11 protein-coding genes and 1 tRNA gene are annotated in these 14,450 nt (G+C 66.2%); 7 read left to right on the plus strand and 5 right to left on the minus strand.

Annotated elements, in window-relative coordinates; translation table 11 throughout:
- Positions 1 to 64: 64 nt before the first annotated feature.
- Positions 65 to 1,660, plus strand: coding sequence for a phosphoenolpyruvate carboxykinase (locus IE224_RS06050; protein WP_191308775.1), 1,596 nt, complete (start codon positions 65 to 67; stop codon positions 1,658 to 1,660).
- A 128-nt stretch (positions 1,661 to 1,788) separates the two neighbouring features.
- On the opposite strand, the gene IE224_RS06055 is transcribed toward IE224_RS06050, so the two are convergent.
- From IE224_RS06055 to IE224_RS06070, 4 genes are all read right to left on the minus strand, one after another.
- Entirely contained in the window at positions 1,789 to 3,771 is a 1,983-nt protein-coding gene (locus IE224_RS06055; protein WP_191308777.1) for a PhoX family protein, read from the minus strand.
- Positions 3,772 to 3,926: 155 nt separating this feature from the next.
- On the minus strand, positions 3,927 to 4,853 hold the full coding sequence (gene argF / locus IE224_RS06060) for an ornithine carbamoyltransferase (RefSeq protein WP_191308778.1): 927 nt from the start codon (positions 4,851 to 4,853) through the stop codon (positions 3,927 to 3,929).
- Between the two features lie 187 nt (positions 4,854 to 5,040).
- On the minus strand, positions 5,041 to 6,207 hold the full coding sequence (locus IE224_RS06065) for an aspartate aminotransferase family protein (protein ID WP_191308780.1): 1,167 nt from the start codon (positions 6,205 to 6,207) through the stop codon (positions 5,041 to 5,043).
- Between the two features lie 141 nt (positions 6,208 to 6,348).
- Entirely contained in the window at positions 6,349 to 7,182 is an 834-nt protein-coding gene (locus IE224_RS06070; RefSeq protein ID WP_229849264.1) for an ABC transporter permease, read from the minus strand.
- A gap of 117 nt (positions 7,183 to 7,299) precedes the next feature.
- Here IE224_RS06070 and IE224_RS06075 point away from each other — a divergent pair, with 117 nt between their 5' ends.
- Both IE224_RS06075 and IE224_RS06080 read left to right on the plus strand, forming a co-directional pair.
- Positions 7,300 to 7,911, plus strand: coding sequence for a GcrA family cell cycle regulator (locus IE224_RS06075; RefSeq protein ID WP_191308782.1), 612 nt, complete (start codon positions 7,300 to 7,302; stop codon positions 7,909 to 7,911).
- A 22-nt stretch (positions 7,912 to 7,933) separates the two neighbouring features.
- The gene (locus IE224_RS06080; protein ID WP_167622814.1) at positions 7,934 to 8,275 is read left to right on the plus strand and encodes an MliC family protein; all 342 of its coding nucleotides are present in this window, start codon (positions 7,934 to 7,936) and stop codon (positions 8,273 to 8,275) included.
- On the opposite strand, the gene nudC is transcribed toward IE224_RS06080, so the two are convergent.
- Positions 8,272 to 9,219: an NAD(+) diphosphatase gene (gene nudC / locus IE224_RS06085; protein ID WP_191308783.1), complete on the minus strand. Its 948-nt coding sequence runs from the start codon at positions 9,217 to 9,219 to the stop codon at positions 8,272 to 8,274. The genes IE224_RS06080 and nudC overlap by 4 nt on opposite strands.
- Positions 9,220 to 9,351: 132 nt before the next feature.
- Here nudC and metG point away from each other — a divergent pair, with 132 nt between their 5' ends.
- The 4 genes from metG (at position 9,352) to IE224_RS06105 (ending at position 14,400) form a co-directional block, all read left to right on the plus strand.
- Positions 9,352 to 11,070, plus strand: coding sequence for a methionine--tRNA ligase (gene metG, locus IE224_RS06090; RefSeq protein ID WP_191308785.1), 1,719 nt, complete (start codon positions 9,352 to 9,354; stop codon positions 11,068 to 11,070).
- Positions 11,071 to 11,221: 151 nt separating this feature from the next.
- A complete protein-coding gene (locus tag IE224_RS06095; protein ID WP_191308786.1) occupies positions 11,222 to 13,261 on the plus strand; it encodes a TonB-dependent receptor domain-containing protein in 2,040 nt (679 codons plus the stop codon).
- Positions 13,262 to 13,337: 76 nt separating this feature from the next.
- A complete protein-coding gene (gene rocF / locus IE224_RS06100) occupies positions 13,338 to 14,258 on the plus strand; it encodes an arginase (protein ID WP_191308788.1) in 921 nt (306 codons plus the stop codon).
- Positions 14,259 to 14,314: 56 nt separating this feature from the next.
- Positions 14,315 to 14,400: transfer RNA gene (locus IE224_RS06105), tRNA-Leu, on the plus strand.
- Positions 14,401 to 14,450 lie beyond the last annotated feature (50 nt).

The following is a 14,450-nucleotide window of genomic DNA, read 5'->3' on the forward strand; positions in this document are numbered from 1 at the left end:
TTATAGCCCCTTCATACTGCGTCACGATCGTGTCGCAAGCCAATGACCAAGGAGCGTCGATACCATGGCCACCCGCGTAAACCCCAATTGCAAACTTGAGGATCAGGGAATCGAGGGCCTCGGCCGGGTTTACTACAACCTCCTCGAGCCGGCGCTGATGACCGAGGCGGTTGCCCGCGGCGAAGGCAAGCTGGGCCTGGGCGGGACGTTCCTGGTTTCCACCGGCGCACATACGGGGCGGTCGCCCAAGGACAAGTTCGTGGTCCGCACGCTCGAGGTCGAAGACACGATCTGGTGGGAAAACAACAAGCCCATGTCGCCGGAGGCCTTTGATCGCCTGCACGCCGACATGCTGGCCCATATGAAGGGCCGCGACTATTTCGTGCAGGATCTGTTCGGCGGCGCGGATGCCGACAACCGCCTGGACGTGCGCGTCGTGACGGAACTGGCCTGGCACGGGCTGTTTATCCGCCACCTGCTGCGCCGGCCCGATGCCAGCGAACTGGCAAGCTTCGCGCCCGAATTCACCATCATCAACTGCCCCAGCTTCAAGGCCGATCCCGAACGCCACGGCTGCCGCAGCGAAACGGTGATCGCGCTGAACTTCGCCAAGAAGCTGATCCTGATCGGCAACACCGCCTATGCGGGCGAGAACAAGAAATCGGTGTTCACGCTGCTGAACTATCTGCTGCCGGAAAAGGGCATCATGCCGATGCATTGTTCGGCCAACCACGCCATCGGCAATCCCGACGACAGCGCCGTCTTCTTCGGCCTGTCGGGCACCGGCAAGACCACGCTCTCGGCCGATCCCTCGCGCGTGCTGATCGGCGATGACGAACATGGCTGGTCGGACAAGGGCATCTTCAACTTCGAAGGCGGCTGCTACGCCAAGACCATCAACCTGTCGCCCAAGGCCGAGCCCGAGATCTATGCCACCTGCTCTCGCTTCGGCACGGTGATCGAGAACATGGTCTTCGACGCCGACACGCTGGAGCTGGATTTCGAAGACAACTCGATCACCGACAACATGCGCTGCGCCTATCCGCTGGAGGCCATCGGCAACGCGTCCCCCACCAGCCTGGGCGGACATCCGAAAAACGTGATCATGCTGACCTGCGACGCTTATGGCGTGCTGCCGCCCATCGCGCGGCTGACGCCTGCGCAGGCCATGTATCACTTCCTGTCGGGCTTCACGTCCAAGACGCCGGGAACCGAGGTCGGCGTGGTCGAGCCGGTGCCGACCTTCTCGACCTGCTTTGGCGCGCCCTTCATGCCCCGCCGTCCCGAGGTTTATGGCAAGCTCTTGCAGGACAAGATCGCCCAGCACGGCGCAAGCTGCTGGCTGGTCAATACCGGCTGGACGGGCGGTGCCTTCGGCACAGGCAAGCGGATGCCCATCGCGGCGACCCGCGCCCTGCTGGCGGCCGCGCTGGACGGCAGCCTGAACGACGTGCAGTTCCGCAAGGATCCGAACTTCGGCTTCGAGGTTCCCGTGTCGGTGCCGGGCGTCGAGGACAAGCTGCTGGATCCGCGCCAGACTTGGGCCGACCCGGCTGCCTATGACAAGCAGGCGGCCAAGCTGGTGCAGATGTTCAGCGACAACTTCGCGCAGTACCTGGGTGCCATCGACGACGAGGTTCGGGCGGCAGCCATCGGCTGAGATTGCTCATCCGAAATCCAAAGGCCGCGCAGATAGCGCGGCCTTTTTCTTTCTGGGGCGTAGGGTGCGTGCTTGCACGCACCGACTGCGCAAGGACCGTGGTGCGTTCAAGCACGCACCCTTCGGGATCACCCGATCCGGCCGCCACCCTGCTTGGTGATGGCCACGACCGACGGGCGCACCGGCATAGCATCGTCGAAATCAGGCCAGCGGGTCGACAGGTCCTCATAATAGGACGGGCGGCCGTGACCTTCCCAATCATCGCCGCCATCGGCAGGATGCTGGACGGCCACGAAGAAGGTGGTCATGTCGGCGGTGATGCAGGGACCGCAAAGCTCTCCACCGACCGGGACGCGATAGAACAGGCGCGAGGTGCCGCGGGCAGTGCCCTCGGTGTCCACCGCCCACAGCCCGTCCGTCCGGCCCGTGTCGGACATCGAGTTGCCGTCGGTCGACACCCACAGCCGCCCGTCCGTGTCGATGGCCGCGTTGTCCGGCATCCCGAACCAGCCATTCGCGGTGGTCTCGGTCGAGAAGGTGGCGCCCACTTCGGCAATGCTGGGATCGCCGCATTTCACCAGGATCTCCCAGGTGCCTTCCGTCGCGGTGAAGTCGCCGTCCTGTTCGATGATCTCGATGATGTGGCCGAAGGCGTTGTCCACGCGCGGGTTGGCGGCGTTGGCTTCCTCGCGCCGGGTGTTGTTGGTCAGCATGACATAGGCACGGCCCGTGACGGGGTTCGGCTGGATGTCCTCGGGGCGGTCCATCGGCGTCGCTTCCAGCAGGTCGGCGGCGCGGCGGGTCTCGATCAGCACGTCGGCCTGGCTGGCAAAACCGTTCTCGGCCGTCAGCGGGCCTTCGCCATGCACCAGCGGCAGCCATTCGACCCGGCCATCGTCGTGGAAGCGCGCGACATACAGCGTGCCCTCGTCCAGCAGGTCCATGTTGGCGGCGCGGTCGTCGGGGTTGTAGGTGCCCGCGGTCACGAACTTGTAGACGTAATCGAAGCGTTCATCGTCGCCCAGGTAGAAGACGACGCGGCCGTCCTTGGCCACGACGCTTTCCGCGCCTTCGTGCTTGAAGCGGCCGAGCGCCGTGCGTTTCTTGGGCGTCGAGGCCGGGTCCATCACGTCCACCTCGACGATCCAGCCAAAGCGGTTTGCCTCGTTGGGGTCTTTCGAGACATCGAAGCGGTTGTGGAAATTGCCCCAGGCATAGGTCGATTCCGGGATGCCCAGACGGTCGTAATTCGCGGCCTCGGCATGGCCTTCGGGAAGCGTGCCGGTGAAATAGCCGTGGATGTTCTCCTCGGCCATGATGTAGGTGCCCCAGGGGGTCACGCCGCCCGCGCAGTTGTTGATCGTGCCCAGGACCTGGCGCCCCGTCGGGTCGGCCACGGTCTGCAGGCGCACATGGCCCGCCGCCGGGCCGGTCAGTTCCATCGGGGTCTTGGCGGTGATGCGGCGGTTCAGCGCCCCGTCCAGCACCGGCTGCCACTTGCCGTCAACCTTGCGGATCTCGATGATCGTGCCACCATGGGCCGCCATCTCGATGTTGACGCGGGCCTCGTCGGCCTCGGACACCTCGATCTCGCCGTCCTTGATGGTGACGATGCCGGGGAACATCAGGTGTTCGTTGGTGTATTCGTGGTTCACGACCAGCAGGCCGCGATCATCGGCGCCGTCCAGCGGGATGAAGCCCACGAAGTCGTTGTTATAACCGAACTGGCGTTCCTGCGCGGCCTCGGACTGGTTCAGGGGATCGAAGTCCGGCGCGTCGGCGAAGACCTTGTCGCCCCACCGCAGCAGCACGTCCGCGTCATAGCCTTGGGCGACGTGGTGGTCGGCGTCCACGCCTGCGCTGACTTCCGGGAAGTCGAAGGCCGAGGCAGAGGTCTGCGCCTGCGCATCGGTCGCCGACAGCAGCGCGATCGGGCTGACCGTGGCCGAGATCGCCGTCACCGCCATCGAGCCCTTCAGGAAACCCCGGCGCGAGAAGCGGGCCGCGATGATCTCGCCCATGGTGCGGTTGGCAGTGGGATTAAGGCCGGGGCCGTCGGCCTCTTCCAGCTTGCTGGTGCGAAAGATGTTGCGGGTCTGCTGGTCACGCATCGCGCTCTCCTGGCTGGTCGTTGGGGCCGTTGATGGCCTGTCGGGGAGCGATTAGGGGTGCGGTGCGACAGTGATGCGTCAGCCGTGTGAAGGTTTTTCAAAACCGGCTGGAAAGGCGAAACGCCCGCCGGGGGGCGGGCGTTGGGGCCATTGGCCTAGACGCCCAGGCACCACCGCATCACGGCCTTCTGGGCATGGAGCCGGTTCTCGGCCTCGTCCCAGATGACGGAATGAGGGCCGTCCATCACCGCGCTTGTCACCTCGTCCTCGCGGTGGGCGGGCAGGCAATGCATGAACAGGCTGTCGGGCTTGGCACGCGCCATCAGCGCCTCGTTCACCTGATAGCCACGCAACTGGTTGTGGCGGCGTTCCTTGGCCGATTGCGGGTCGTGCATCGACACCCAGGTATCGGCCATGACCAGGTCCGCGCCCTCGACCGCCTGGGCGGGGTCGCGCACGATCTCGGCCCGGACGCCCTGGGCGCGGGCGAATTCCAGGGCATCGCGTTCGGGGTCGAGCGGCGGGGGGCCGCTGAAGGTGAAGTCATAGCCGAACTGGCCCGCGCCATGGATCACGCTGGCGCAGACATTGTTGCCGTCGCCGACCCAGACCACCTTGCGGCCCGCAATGGGACCGCGATGTTCCTCGAAGGTCATCACGTCGGCCATGATCTGGCAGGGATGGGTGCGGTTGGTCAGGCCGTTGATGACCGGGACGGTGGCATGTTCGGCCATTTCCAGAAGGGTCGCTTCCTCGAAGGTGCGGATCATGATGAGATCCACATAGCGCGACAGCACGCGGGCCGTGTCGGCGATGGTCTCGCCATGACCCAGTTGCATTTCGCTGCCCGACAGGACCATCGTCTGCCCGCCCATCTGGCGCACGCCCACGTCGAAGCTGACGCGCGTGCGGGTCGAGGGTTTTTCGAAGATCAGCGCGACCATGCGGCCGGCCAGCGGCTGTTCGTCGTCGGGCGTTCCCTTGGGGCGGTTGTTGCGGGCGGTCTTCATGGCGAGGGCCTGGTCGATGATCGACCGCAGGTCGGCCTTGTCGGTGGTGTGGATGTCCAGAAAATGCTTCATCTTTGTGGCTTTCGCGATTTGGGCAAGGAAGCCCGCTTGGCGTGACCGGGTCAAGAGGGGGCGCTGCCCCCACGCGCGTGCCGCGCGTTCCCCCGGGATATTTGAGCAACGAAGAAGCGGTTATCGTCGACGCGTCAGCAGGCGGCAGGGATGGTCCCCGCCGCCGGTGCCGTCTCTGGAGGTGTGGTTACGCAAGGCTCGCTGCCGCGCGGTCGAGCCGGGACACAGCCTCGGCGATCTCGTCATCGGTGATGTTCAGGGGCGGCAGCAGGCGCAGGGTGTTGTCGGCGGCGGGCACGGTCAGCAGGTGCTGGGCGTATCCCGCCTTGACCACATCCGTGGGCGCGACCTTGCATTTCAGGCCCAGCATCAGGCCCTGGCCACGCACGGCTTCGAAAACGTTCGGGTGGGCGGCGACAAGGCCTTCCAGCTTCTGGCGGAACAGGGCGGCCTTGCGGTTCACTTCGGCCAGGAAGGCGTCGGTCGCGACAATCTCCATCACCCGCGCGCCTACGGCGCAGGCCAAGGGGTTGCCGCCGTAGGTCGAGCCATGGGTGCCCGCAACCATGCCTGCGGCGGCCTTTTCGGTGGCAAGGACGGCACCCAGCGGGAAGCCGCCGCCGATGCCCTTGGCGACCATCATGATGTCGGGCGCGATCCCTGCATATTCGTGGGCGAACAGGCGGCCGGTGCGACCCATGCCGCATTGCACCTCGTCCAGAACCAGCAGCGCACCGTGCTGGTCACACAGCGCCCGGATCTCACGCAGGTCGGCGTCCGGCAGCGGGCGGATGCCGCCTTCGCCTTGCACGGGCTCCAGCATCACCGCCGCCGTCCTGTCGCTGATGGTGGCCTTCAGCGCGTCCAGATCGCCCCAGGGCAGCGTGCGGAAGCCGGGCATCAGCGGGCCGAAGCCCTTGACCATCTTCTCGGCCCCCGAGGCAGCGATGGCGCCGGTGGACCGTCCGTGGAAGGCGCCCTCGAAGGTCAGGATCTCGATCCGGTCCTGGCCTTGGTCGTGCCAGTACTTGCGGACCATCTTGATCGCCAGTTCGGCGGCCTCGGTTCCGGAATTGGTGATGAAGGCGGTGTCGGCGAAGGTATGTTCGACCAGCAGGTCGGCCAGCCGTTCCTGCTGGGGGATCTGGTACAGGTTCGAGACATGCCAGATCCTGCCTGCCTGTTCGGTCAGCGCGGCCACCAGATCCGGATTCGCGTGGCCCAGCACGTTCACCGCGATCCCTGATCCAAGGTCAAGATATCGGCTGCCGTCCGTGGCGATGGCCCAGGCCCCTTCGCCCTTTTCAAAGGCGATGGGCGCGCGGTTATAGGTCGGCAGGACGTGCGAAATCATTGGGGACTCCCCGATTGGCAGGACGGATTGTGAAGGCAGGCGGGATCGGACGGTGACTTGGCGTCAACGTCGGGGACGGGCGAAGATGGCGGTCCGCGTGATCATGGCTTCGGCCATAGCGCCGATCAGGCTCGCGCGCAATCACGCTTTCATCCGATAGCCGGATTTCAGCCAGCGCCAGGCCAGCCACAGGATCAGGCCGACGACGACGGTGCAGATCACCAGACCGCGCCAGACCGACGCGTCGCTGACGCCGGTCACGCCATAACGCGCGCCGTCGATCAGGTAGAAGACCGGGTTCCAGTGGGACAGCGTGCGGAAGGGTTCGGGCAGGGCCTGAACGGAATAGAAGGTGCCCGACAGGAAGGACAGGGGCGTGATGACGAAATTGCTGATCGCAGCCATCTGGTCGAACTTCTGCGCGAGGATCCCCGCCAGGATGCCCAGGCCGCCCAGCATCAACGCGGCCAGCAGGATGAAGGCCAGCGCCCAAAGCGGATGCGCCACCCCCTGCCCCGTGACCAGCACCATGCCGGTGCCGATCACCAGGCCCACCAATCCGGCGCGCGCGACGGAACCGGCCAGGTAACCGGTCAGCAGTTCCCCCGCCGACAAGGGCGGCATCAGCGTGTCCACGATGTTGCCCTGCACCTTGGCCGAGGTGATCGAGCTGGACGTATTGGCGAAGGCGTTCTGGATCACCGTCATCATCAGGATCCCCGGCCCCAGGAAGACCAGATAGGGCAGGCCCATCACCTGCCCCCGCCCCTGCCCCATCGCAAGGGCGAAGATCAGCACGAACAGCGCCGCCGTCATCAGCGGCGCAAAGATCGTCTGCTGCCAGACGGCCATGAAGCGCATCACTTCGCGCGTGGCAAGGGTACGCAGGCCCAGCCAGTTGACGCGGCCGAAGCGGCGGACCCCCATGGCGGGCTGTTCACCGGCAGGGCGGTGGGTGAAGATCGGCTGGCTCATCCGGCGGTCCTTGAATTTCTGCGCATCGGCGGCTAAATCTCGGCATCCCGTTTCTGACGGGGCCAATCGCAGGTTTCAAGATGGGGCGGCGCGGATCGCGCGCCCGGAAAGGCAGCCATGTCCTGGACGGATGAACGCGTCGAGACGCTGAAGCGCATGTGGGCCGAAGGCCAGTCCGCCAGTGCCATCGCCAAGGAACTGGGCGGCGTGACGCGCAATGCGGTCATCGGCAAGGTCCACCGCCTTGGCCTGTCCAATCGCAGCGACGAACCCGAGCCCGCACCGGCGCCCGCACCGGAACCCGTGGCCGAGAAGAAGGCGGATCGCAAACCCGCCCCCACCGCCCAAGCCCCGCGCCCCGAGCCGCAGCCTGAACCGGCCGCCCCCGCGCGCGAGGAGACTGCCGAGGAAGAACCCGTGTCCCAACCCGTCTTCACCCCCGTCCCGCGCCGCCCGATCGTGCCGGCGGGCCAGCCCCTGCCGCCGCAGCCCTCGGCCAACGAGATCAGCCCGGAAACCCTGGCCTCGGTCCGCGAGGTCGAAAAGCGTGCCCGCAAGCTGACCCTGATGGAGCTGACCGAGCGCACCTGCAAATGGCCGATCGGCGATCCGGCGACGGACAAGTTCTGGTTCTGCGGCCTGCCCAGCCAGCCCGGCAAGCCTTACTGCGAGGCCCATGTCAGCGTGGCCTTCCAGCCGATGAGCTCGCGCCGCGACCGGCGGCGTTAAGCGGCACGAGACAGGGTAGCGGATGATGCGCCTGGCCTGCCTGATCCTTGCCTGCGCTGCCTTGGCTGGTCCGGGGCAGGCGCAGACGACACTGACCTTGCCCCTTGGCGGCGCCACGCTGGCCGAAGTGACCTATCTCTGCGACCGGGGCGCCCTGATCGAAGTCGACTACCTGAACGCCGGGGACAACAGGCTGGCCCTGCTGCCCATCGAAGGCGAGCAGCGCATCTTCGTCAATGTCCTGGCGGCATCGGGCGCGCGCTACGTCTCGGGCGAATACGAATGGTGGTCCAAGGGCCGCAGCGCCACCCTGACGAACGCCATGGATCCCGCGGCCTCGCAATCCTGCATCCAGACCGACTAGACGCTTCCGGTCCGGCCTTCCACCCAGGCCCGCAAGATCGCCTGGGCAACGGCGCCCTTGCGCGCGGGGCGGAGGCGCGGGTGCTGCCCGGCCAGGGCCTGCCAGATTTCGGCCTTGCTGGCCCAGAGCGCGTCTTCCAGTTCCCGCGGGTCGAGCGTGATTGCAGTTGATTCGGCCCGCGCCACGCAGCCGATCATCAGCGAGGCCGGGAACGGCCAGGGCTGAGAGGTCAGGTAGCGCACTGCCCCCACCTGCACCGAGGTTTCCTCGGCCACTTCGCGGCGGACTGCTTCCTCGATCGTTTCGCCCGGCTCGACAAAGCCCGCCAGCAGCGAATACATTCCTTCGTCCCAGCCGGGTTGGCGCCCCAGCAGCACGCGGTCGCCGTCAAGGACCAGCATGATGACCACGGGATCGGTGCGCGGAAAATGGGGCCGCTTGCAGGCGGGGCAGTCGAATCGCCAGCCGGCATGGGCCATGACGTTCCTGGCCCCGCAGTTGGAACAGAAGCCGTGGCTGCGGCGCCATTCGAAGATGCCCTTGGCTGGGGCGGCAATGGCCGCGTCACGGTGATCCAGTTCGCCCAGCACCGCGCGCAGGTCGGCAAAGCCCTGCGTTGCGGGAAGGTTCAGGACCGCCGACGGATCGCCGTCGGGGGGCGCGACGGCTGAAACATCGACCGCGAAATGCGCGGCACCCGCATCGTCCAGCCCCAGGAACAGCGCGCTGTCCGTATGGCTAGCGACCATCGGATCATCCGCCTTTAGCCAGACCAGCCTGGGGCCGGCAGCCGTCCTGTCGAACAGTGGCTTGCCTTGCCAGAACGGCAGGATGCGGCTGGCAGGATCGGCCAGGAGGCGGGCCATCGCATCGGCATCGCCGCGCAGGCGATCGGCCCTGTCCAGATAGCTGCCGCCAAAGGTGATTTCGGATTCGTCGATCATGGCCGCGACGCTGCACCGCCCGGCGCGAAGGGGCAAGACCCTGCGGCCCAAGATGTCTGGGCACGGCGAAATGCTGGCCTTCCCGCGCGTGCCTAGATAGATACGGGGCCGATCAGATTCACAGGAACCGGAATGGCCCGCCACCTCATCACCTCCGCCCTGCCCTATATCAACGGCATCAAGCACCTGGGCAATCTTGTCGGGTCGCAACTGCCCGCCGATCTTTACGCCCGCTTCCTGCGCGCGCGGGGGCACGAGGTGATGTTCATCTGCGCCACCGACGAACATGGCACGCCCGCCGAACTGGCCGCCGCCAAGACGGGTGAACCCGTGGCCGAATACTGCGCGCGGATGCATGGGGTGCAGGCGGAACTGGCGCGGGGCTTCGGTCTGTCCTTCGACCATTACGGCCGGTCCTCCAGCCCGCAGAACCACGCGCTGACCCAGCATTTCGCGGGCAAGCTGGCCGAGAACGGCTATATTGCCGAAGTCAGCGAAAAGCAGGTCTATTCCGTCGATGACGGCCGCTTCCTGCCCGACCGCTATATCGAGGGCACCTGCCCCAATTGCGGTTACGACAAGGCCCGCGGCGACCAGTGCGAGAATTGCACCAAGCAGCTTGATCCGACCGACCTGATCGACCCACGCAGCGCGATCAGCGGCAGCACCAACCTTGAGGTGCGGGAAACCAAGCACCTGTATCTGCGCCAGTCGGCGTTGAAGGGGCAGATCAGCGACTGGATCGACAGCAAGACCGACTGGCCGATCCTGACGACCTCGATCGCGCGCAAATGGCTGGACGATGGCGAGGGGTTGCAGGACCGCGGCATCACCCGCGACCTGCACTGGGGCGTGCCCGTGCGACGCGGCGACCAGCCTTGGCCGGGGATGGAGGGCAAGGTCTTCTATGTCTGGTTCGACGCCCCCATCGAATACATCGCCGCCACCGCCGAATGGGCCGACGCGCATGGCATGACGGATGCCGACTGGCGCCGCTGGTGGCGCCGCGACGAAGGGGCGGATGACGTGACCTATACCCAGTTCATGGGCAAGGATAACGTCCCCTTCCATACCCTGTCCTTTCCAGCCACCCTGATCGGATCGGGCGAGCCTTGGCGGATGGTCGATTACATCAAGTCCTTCAACTACCTGACCTATGACGGCGGGCAGTTCAGCACCTCGCAGGGGCGCGGCGTCTTCATGGACCATGCGCTGGAAATCCTGCCCGCCGACTACTGGCGGTGGTGGCTTCTGTCCCATGCGCCGGAATCCGGCGACAGCGAGTTCACCTGGGAAAACTTTCAGCAATCCGTGAACAAGGATCTGGCCGACGTTCTGGGCAATTTCGTCAGCCGCATCACCAAGTTCTGCCGGTCAAAGTTCGGCGAGACGATCCCCGAGGGCGGCGAATACGGTGCCGAGGAAAACGCGCTTATCGACGCAGTGACGACCCGCGTCCGCGCCTATGAAGGGTTCATGGCCGCGATGGAGGTGCGCAAGTCCGCGTCCGAGCTGCGCGCGATCTGGGTTCTGGGCAACGAATACCTGCAAGGGGCCGCGCCCTGGACCACGCACAAGACCGATCCGGAAAAGGCCGCGATGCAGGTACGCCTTGGCCTGAACCTGATCCGGCTTTATGCCGTCCTGTCCGCGCCCTTCATTCCCTTCGCGTCCCGCGCGATGCTGGAGGCGATGGGAACCGGCGACGATACCTGGCCCGAGGACGTGGCAGCCGCGCTGTCCGCCCTGCCTGCGGGCCATGCCTTCACCGTGCCAGAGGTGCTGTTCGCCAAGATCACCGACGACCAGCGGGCCGAATGGGCCGATCGCTTCAAGGGCGTGCGGACCTGATCTGCGAGCCTGTGGCCCCAGGGTCACAGGCCGCCGCCCCGGGCGTCCGCTGGGTTGAGCATGCCCTTCTGCACGATTAACCCGACTGAATTACCCAGGAATGCAAGACGGCAAGCCCAGGCGACATCTATCCAAAGCCTGGGGTTCCCACATGACCGCTTTCCGCCTGCGCCTTCCGGCGCTGCTTTTGTCCGCCGCTGCCCTTGCCGCCCCCGCCGCCGCCCAAGACAGCACCCCCTTCGCCCTTGACGAAATCGTCGTTACCGCCTCGGGGTTCGAGCAGAACATCGCCGAGGCCCCTGCAAGCATCTCGGTCATCTCGGGCGCGGAACTGGGGCGGCGCAATGTCACCAGCTTGTCGGACGCCCTGCGTGGGGTGCAGGGCGTGGCCACCACCGGCATTGCCAACGAACAGGATATTACCATCCGCGGGTTGGGCGGCCAGTACACGCTGATCCTGGTGGACGGCAAACGCCAAGGCACGCGCGAATCGCGGACCAATGGCAGCGCCGGGATCGAGCAAAGCTGGATCCCGCCCGTCGCCGCCATCGACCGGATCGAGATCGTGCGCGGGCCGATGTCGTCGCTTTACGGGTCCGACGCGATGGGCGGCGTCATCAACGTCATCACCAAACCCGTGGCGGACCGCTGGACCGGCTCGGTCACGGCCGAGGCGACGGTGCCGCAGGACGGCGACGATGCAGGGTCGCGGCAGTTGTCCTTCTATGCCAGCGGCCCTGTCATTGCCGACCGGCTTGGCCTCCAGATCTGGGGTCGTCGCTTCGACCGGTCCGAGGCGCGCGTGGTGGACGGCCTGCGGGATCGCGATCTGGCCGACCTGTCCGCGCGGCTCAGCTGGACGCCGCACCCGGATCATGTCCTTCACCTGGAAGGCGGGCGGACCCGCATCGAGGACCTGGGCCGCGTCGGACGCAGCATCGCGCCTGTCGATTTCCGCGGCACGCCGCAGAACGACAGCCTGCAGGAAAACACCCGCGACCGGACGGCCCTGTCCTATGCCGGGCAATGGGGCAATATCGCGGCCGACCTGTCCGTCCTGCGCGAGGTCGGGCAGCGCACCACGTCGTCCGGCAATGGCGCGCTTGTGGCAGGCGACCGTGCGCCCGAGGTCACGAACACCGTTTATGACGCCAAGTTCACCGCGCCCCTGGAATGGCAGGGCAGCCATACCCTGGTCTTCGGCGGCCAGTTGAACCGCACCGGCTTGCGCGACCAGAACCCCGGCCTTGGCGACGGGCGCAGCTATTCCTTCTCGACGGCGCAGCGGGCCGTTTTCCTCGAGGATGAATGGCGCATCCGCGACGACTTTGCACTGACCCTGGGGACGCGCCTGAACGACCATGACGAATACGGCAGCAATGCCACGCCGCGCGTTTATGCCGTCTGGAACGCGACGCCGGTCCTGACGATCAAGGGCGGCCTGTCCACCGGCTTCCGCGCGCCTGACCTGCGGTCGGTCGTGCCGGGATATTTCTATACCACCGAACGCGGCGCCGGGGTCGTCGTCTCCAATCCAGGGCTGGAGCCCGAGGAAAGCACCAATTATGAACTGGCCGCGCTTTACACGGCGCCCGAATGGAAACTGGGCGCGACACTGTTCCGCACCGATTTCCGCGACAAGATCGAAAACGCCAAGACCGACCGGCAGGTGTCGGTAGGGGGCGCGACCTATAACCGGTGGGAATGGTACAATGTCGGCGAGGCGCGGTTGCAGGGCGTCGAACTGACCGGCGAATGGGATCCCATCTCCAGCCTGACGCTGCGCGCCAGCTACAGCTTCATCGACAGCGAACAGCAGACTGGCGATTTTGCGGGCCTGCCCCTGACCCGGACGCCCCGCCACCAAGCCAGCCTGACCGCAGACTGGGCGACCCCGGTCGAGGGGTTGGGCGCCTGGGGCACGGTGAGCTATCACGGCAAGGAAATCGCCGCCGGCGCGCGCATCGGCACGAATGGCCGGCCCATTGCCTTTGATGACGCAGGCACCGCTATTGCCTATGAATACGGATCCCACCTGACCGTCGATCTGGGCATGGACTACCAGGTCAACGACCGCGTCACTCTGAACGGAGCGATCTACAACATCCTGGACCGCGACATCACCATGGCCGCCAACAACACCGAAGGCGAAGGCCGCCGCCTGTGGCTGGGCCTGACCTCGGCGTTCTGACGGCAAGGCAGCCGGCGGTGGACTTTTCCCCGCCGGCTGCGTTTACCTCGGGCCTGACACTGAGTTCGAGGATTTCATGACCCATTGCATCCTGATCGGCGCGCCCGTCGACCAAGGCCAACGCCGCCCCGGCTGCCTGATGGGACCGGCCGCCTATCGCGTGGCCGGGCTGCCCGGCACCCTGATGGCCCTGGGCCACACTGTCGAGGATATCGGCGACGTCCTGCCCGGCCCCGCGCCTGACGCCACCTGCGCCAACCCCGCCGTTCACCACCTGCCCGAGATGATCGCCTGGACCCATGCGCTGCGCGAGGCCATGGCCGAAGCCCTGCCCCGCGGCCTGCCGGTCGTGATGGGCGGCGATCATGCACTGGCGCTTGGCAGCGTGGCAGGCGCCGCGATCCATGCCATGCGAGAAGGCAGGCCGCTGTTCGTGCTGTGGCTGGATGCCCATAGCGACATCCATACGGTACAGACCACCACCTCGGGGAACCTGCATGGCACGCCCATCGCCTATGCCCTGGGCCTGCCGGGCTTCGATCCCTTTCCGCCCTTCCCCCATCCTGTGCCGGGCCAGAACATCTGCATGTTCGGCATCCGCAGCGTCGATCCGGCGGAACATGCCGCGATGCTGGCCATCGACATCACCGTGAACGACATGCGCGTGCTGGACGAACAGGGCATCGTGGCCCCTCTTCGCGCCTTCCTGGATCGGGTGGCTGCGGCGGGCGGACTGCTGCATGTCTCGCTTGACGTGGATTTCCTGGACCCGTCCATCGCGCCCGCCGTCGGCACAACCGTCCCCGGCGGCACCACCTTCCGAGAGGCGCATCTGGTCATGGAACTGCTGCACGAATCGGGGCTGGTCACCTCGCTCGACCTGGTCGAGCTGAACCCGTTCCTGGACAATCGCGGCCGCACCGCCAAGCTGATGGTGGACCTGGTGGGCAGCCTGATGGGCCGCAAGGTCTTCGACCGCCCGACCCGCAGCTTCTAGGGCGCGGTCGCCGGAACCCTTGCCAACCGCCGCCCCGCCCGTTAGCCAATCACGGCGCGGGCGTGGCGGAATGGTAGACGCATGGGACTTAAACTCCCTGGGGCGCAAGCCTGTGCGGGTTCAAGTCCCGCCGCCCGCACCATCTTTCCAGACCGGGAAATGCGAACGGCCAGCCCCAAGGGACTGGCCGTT

Origin of the sequence: Paracoccus aerius (assembly GCF_014656455.1) — a bacterium.
Taxonomy (GTDB): domain Bacteria; phylum Pseudomonadota; class Alphaproteobacteria; order Rhodobacterales; family Rhodobacteraceae; genus Paracoccus; species Paracoccus aerius.